Genomic DNA, 4,401 nt, shown 5'->3' with positions numbered 1-4,401 from the left:
GGGAGGGGCGTTCGATCGGCGTGCCCTTCGGCGTCCATCCCGACACCTGCCCGGTAGCCGCGGTCCGGGCCTGGCTTGACCACGCTGGTATCGTCCACGGTCCGCTGTTCCGCCCGGTCGGTCGGGCCGGTACCATTCGGCTGGACCGCCTGACTGATCGCTCGGTCGCCCTGATCGTCAAGCGCGCTGCCGAAGCGGCAGGGCTCGACCCGGCCGGCTACGCCGGTCACAGTCTACGCAGCGGTCACGCCACCACGGTCGCGATGAATGATGGCGACGAGCGCACCATCCAGGCCCAACTCGGCCATGCCAGCGCTGAGATGACCCGCCGATACATCCGCGAAGCCAACATCTTCCGGCGCAGCTCCGCCGGAAAGCTTGGGCTTTGAAAGGCAGGCGTCCTCGTCGCTGTCGACCATGCTCCCATCTTCCAGTGCGCCATGACGTGCCAATTTTCCTGGTAGCCCTCGGGGCACCTGTCCAGGCCACCACACCGCAGCTACAAGAATAATTTTTTTCAGCTGCATCCAAATGCCTGAGCTTTGCAGTAGCTGGTCTAGGACGCGTTTTCCAGGGCGTCCTGCCATGTGAGGAAATGCCGCCGATGTCGGTTACTGCAAATCCGTGTTCATCATCGTGCTCACACCATCGACAATAGGTGCCGCGCTGCGCAGTAACACGCCGAGCAAAGGACTACTCGGCAAGTTGTTTCTCTTGGCTGTAACAATCAGAATACGTGGGAGGCACTGATGCAAATTCGACGGAGAGCGCTGCCGGCTGCCGGTCTTGCGCTGACCGCATGGTTGTCTGCGGGGTATGCCGATGCTTCCAGTCACCGGGAGGCGCCGTTCATCAGCGGGCTGCCGAAGGTCGACGGGACAGACTTCTACATGTTCCGCAGCTATGAGGCCGGCCGGGAAGACTATGTCACGCTGGTCGCCAACTATCTGCCGCTGCAGGATGCCTATGGCGGCCCGAACTACTTCATGCTCGATCCCAATGCCGTTTACGAGATCAAGATCGACAACGACGGCGATGCGAAAGAGGACATAACGTTCCAGTTTCGCTTCAATCGACAAGCCAGGGACATAACACTTTCCGTGGGCGGCGAGGACGTCGCGGTGCCGGTGATCAACGTCGGCCAGATCGGGAAGAGCGGCGATCCGAAAGACACCGGCAATCTGAACGTTGAGGAGTTCTTCCACGCCGCCATCATCCAGAATGGCCGGGAAGGTGGCTTCAAGAGCATCACCAACGCTGCGACGCGTGACCGGAGATTCCTCAAGCCGGTCGACAATATCGGCACTAAAACCCTGCCCGACTACGAGGCCTATGCCAACGCGCACATCTACAACGTCGCCCTGCCGGGCTGCGGCAATGGCAGGATGTTCGTCGGCCAGCGAAAGGAGCCGTTTGCCGTCAACCTCGGAGAAACCTTCGACCTGGTCAACATCGCGAACCCGGTCGGCGAGGAATTCAGTGCCGCCGAGCAGAGCGACCTCAACGACAAGAACATCACATCCCTCATTCTTGAAGTGCCGATCTCCTGCCTTGTCGACAAGGACCCGGTGATTGCCGGCTGGACGACAGCGAGCATCAAGCTGGACCGGGACCTCGATAATGGTGGCAAGGGCAGCAAACGAGGCGAGCGCGAGCCGGAGATGGTCCAGGTGTCCAGGCTCGGCCATCCCCTGGTCAACGAACTCGTGATCGGCCTCAAGGATAAGGACAAGTTCAACGGCAGTCGGCCGTTCAGCGATGCCCAGTTCGCGACCTATGTCACCAATCCGACCCTGCCGGAAATTCTCGAGCTGCTGTTTGGCCCGGCCGGCGTTCGCGCTCCTGATCTGTTTCCGCGCACCGACCTGGTCGCCACCTTCCTGACCGGCATCGAGGGCGTCAATCAGCAGGCCAACGGACGTCCCGCGGAAATGCTGCGGCTGAATACGAAGACTGAGCCCACTCCTGCGGCCTCGCAGAACAGGCTGGGCGTGATTGGCGGCGATGCCGCTGGCTTTCCCAATGGCCGCCGTCCGGGCGATGATGTCGTTGATATCTCGCTGCGCGTCGCCATGGGCCGCCTGATTTCCCTTGGCCTGTTCGGCGATCCGGCCAAGGCTCCCTCGGGCGCGCTGGACTTCACTGACGGAGCCATCACTGGTGCCGCCGACTTCAAGGCCGCTTTCCCGTACCTCATGACCCCGATTGCCGGATCGCCCTCCATGGCAGCGGCGCCTGAGGTCGCGAAGGTAACTCCGTAATCAGTCGCTAAGTCTGACTTCCGCTCCGCCCTGAGCCGAATGCCCCTGGGACACGGCTGGGGGTGGAGCGCCCAGTTCGCAGCCTGCACTTCCAGACGGACGATCCAACCAGGAGGCCAAGCGTGAGCCTTATCGCCGCAATGACTGGGAACCGTGGTGCCCCCAAGCCCCCACGCCACCGGCGCCTTGTCACCGCCGTCGTCGTGCTCACCCTTGTCAGTTGGGGCTCGTCCGGCGTCCCGGCAGCTCCCTTTCACCCCAGCAATGAGGCTCAGATCCTGGAGCACCTGCCGGCGGCCGGCACTGAACAGATGCGCCAGTTGCGGCAACTCCGTGGCCGGCTCGCGGACCAGCCGGAGAATATTGACCTCGCTGTCCACCTTGCCCGGCTCTATCTTGAACTCGGCCGCGCCGAGGGCGATCCGCGCTATTACGGCTATGCGCAGGCGGCGCTGCTGCCCTGGTGGGATCAGCCGGCACCGCCGCCGGACATTCTGTTGCTGCGTGCCACTCTGCGGCAAAGCCAGCATGATTTCCCCGGTGCGCTGGCTGATCTCTCACAGGTGCTCGACCAGGATCCGCGTAATGCCCAGGCCTGGCTGACGCGGGCTGTGATCCTGCGCGTGACCGGCGATTTTGCCGAAGCTCGGCGCGCCTGTGCGCATCTGGTGAGGCTGGCCAGCGCTTTGATCAGCACCGCCTGCATCGCCGATATCGCCAGCCTGAACGGCGATGGTGAGCGAAGTTACCAGATCCTGCACCGGCAGTTCGGCCAAAGCGAGGGCATCAGCAATCCGGAGCGGCTGTGGGTACTCACATCCCTGGCGGAAACGGCAGCTCGGCTAGGCGATACGTCGGCAGCGGAGGCTCACTTCCGCACGGCCCTGTCGCTCGGTCTCCGGGATCCATACCTGCTTGGCGCCTACGCGGATTTCCTGCTCGACGAGGGCCGACCGGCGGAGGCCCGCGAGCTGGTAAGAGACGAGAGCAGGATCGATGGACTCGTGCTTCGACTGGCACTGGCAGAAGATGCCGTTGATGGAGGCCGTCGGACCGACATCAGCCAAACTGCCAGGATTCGGGACCTTCAGGCGCGGTTTGAAGCCAGCCATCGTCGCCAGGAAACTGTTCATCGCCGTGAGGAAGCCTGGTTCACGCTGAAGCTGCTGCGCGACCCGCCGAAAGCGCTCGGCATTGCCCTGGAAAATTGGGCAGTTCAGCGGGAACCCTGGGATGCCCGGATCGTGCTTGAAGCCGCTCTGGCAGCCGGCGACCGCGCGGCTGCGGAACCCGTTGTGAAATGGCTTGCAGCCTCGAGGCTACAGGATGTCCTCCTGGAGCCGCTGGTGGCACGGCTCAGGGGGACGCAACCATGAAACCACCAGCACTCCTGTGCCTGCTGCTGATTGTACTGATGCCGGCACCTGCCGTGGCGCACAAGCCGAGCGACAGCTATCTGACTTTGTCGGTCGAGAACGAAACGATCCAGGGGCAGTGGGACATTGCCCTGCGTGACCTGGACCATGCCGTCAGCCTCGACCTGAACAATGACGGGATGATCACGTGGGGCGAGTTGCAGGCCCGGCACAGTGCTATCGTCGCCTATGTGATGCCGCGCCTCGCCCTTCGCGCGGACGGTAGCGTCTGCGATACTCAGGTCACCGACCAGCTTGTGGACAATCATACCGACGGCGCCTACGCGGTGCTGCGCTTCGCGGCCAGGTGTCCGCTCGCACCCGAGATGCTCAAGGTCGGCTACGATCTGTTCTTCGGCCTGGACCCTCAGCATCGCGGTTTGCTGCGGTTGCTGTACGGCGGTGAGACCCGCAGCGCGATCTTCAGCCCGGTCAGCGCTCAGCAGAGTTTCGAGCTTGCCTCACCCGATCCCAGGGATCAGTTCCTGCAATTTGTCGAAGAGGGGATCTGGCATATCTGGATCGGGTTCGATCATATCCTGTTTCTGATCAGCCTGCTGCTGCCAGCCGTGCTTCGGCGGGTGGATGGTGGCTGGCAAGCCGCTGCCAATCTCCGCTCTGCCCTCTGGGATGTCCTGAAGATCGTCACGTCTTTCAGCGTGGCCCATTCAATCACCCTGACGCTGGCAGCGCTCGGCTTCCTCGCGATACCTTCCCGGCTGGTC

The 4,401-nt window shown here is 62.8% G+C and carries 4 protein-coding genes; all 4 read left to right on the top strand.

Annotated elements, in window-relative coordinates; all coding sequences use genetic code 11:
- Positions 1 to 389, top strand: a 389-nt coding sequence (locus AC5JJ6_RS41600; RefSeq protein ID WP_496047685.1) for a tyrosine-type recombinase/integrase, incomplete at its 5' end; no start/stop codon positions are given.
- A gap of 360 nt (positions 390 to 749) precedes the next feature.
- Positions 750 to 2,261: a DUF4331 domain-containing protein gene (locus AC5JJ6_RS41595; protein ID WP_496047684.1), complete on the top strand. Its 1,512-nt coding sequence runs from the start codon at positions 750 to 752 to the stop codon at positions 2,259 to 2,261.
- 311 nt (positions 2,262 to 2,572) lie between these two features.
- Positions 2,573 to 3,637: a tetratricopeptide repeat protein gene (locus tag AC5JJ6_RS41590; protein ID WP_496047683.1), complete on the top strand. Its 1,065-nt coding sequence runs from the start codon at positions 2,573 to 2,575 to the stop codon at positions 3,635 to 3,637.
- Positions 3,634 to 4,401, top strand: a 768-nt coding sequence (locus tag AC5JJ6_RS41585; RefSeq protein WP_496047682.1) for a HupE/UreJ family protein, incomplete at its 3' end; no start/stop codon positions are given. The genes AC5JJ6_RS41590 and AC5JJ6_RS41585, both read left to right, overlap by 4 nt.

The sequence above is a fragment of the Skermanella sp. genome, assembly GCF_059503625.1.
Note: the sequence above shows the minus strand (reverse complement) of the source record. Positions and strands in the feature narration are given on the sequence as shown.

Bases quoted from the DNA above. Each gene is read 5' to 3' on its own strand.
- AC5JJ6_RS41590 (WP_496047683.1), top strand. From the start codon at position 2,573: ATGCGCCAGTTGCGGCAACTCCGTGGCCGGCTCGCGGACCAGCCGGAG.
- AC5JJ6_RS41595 (WP_496047684.1), top strand. From the start codon at position 750: ATGCAAATTCGACGGAGAGCGCTGCCGGCTGCCGGTCTTGCGCTGACC.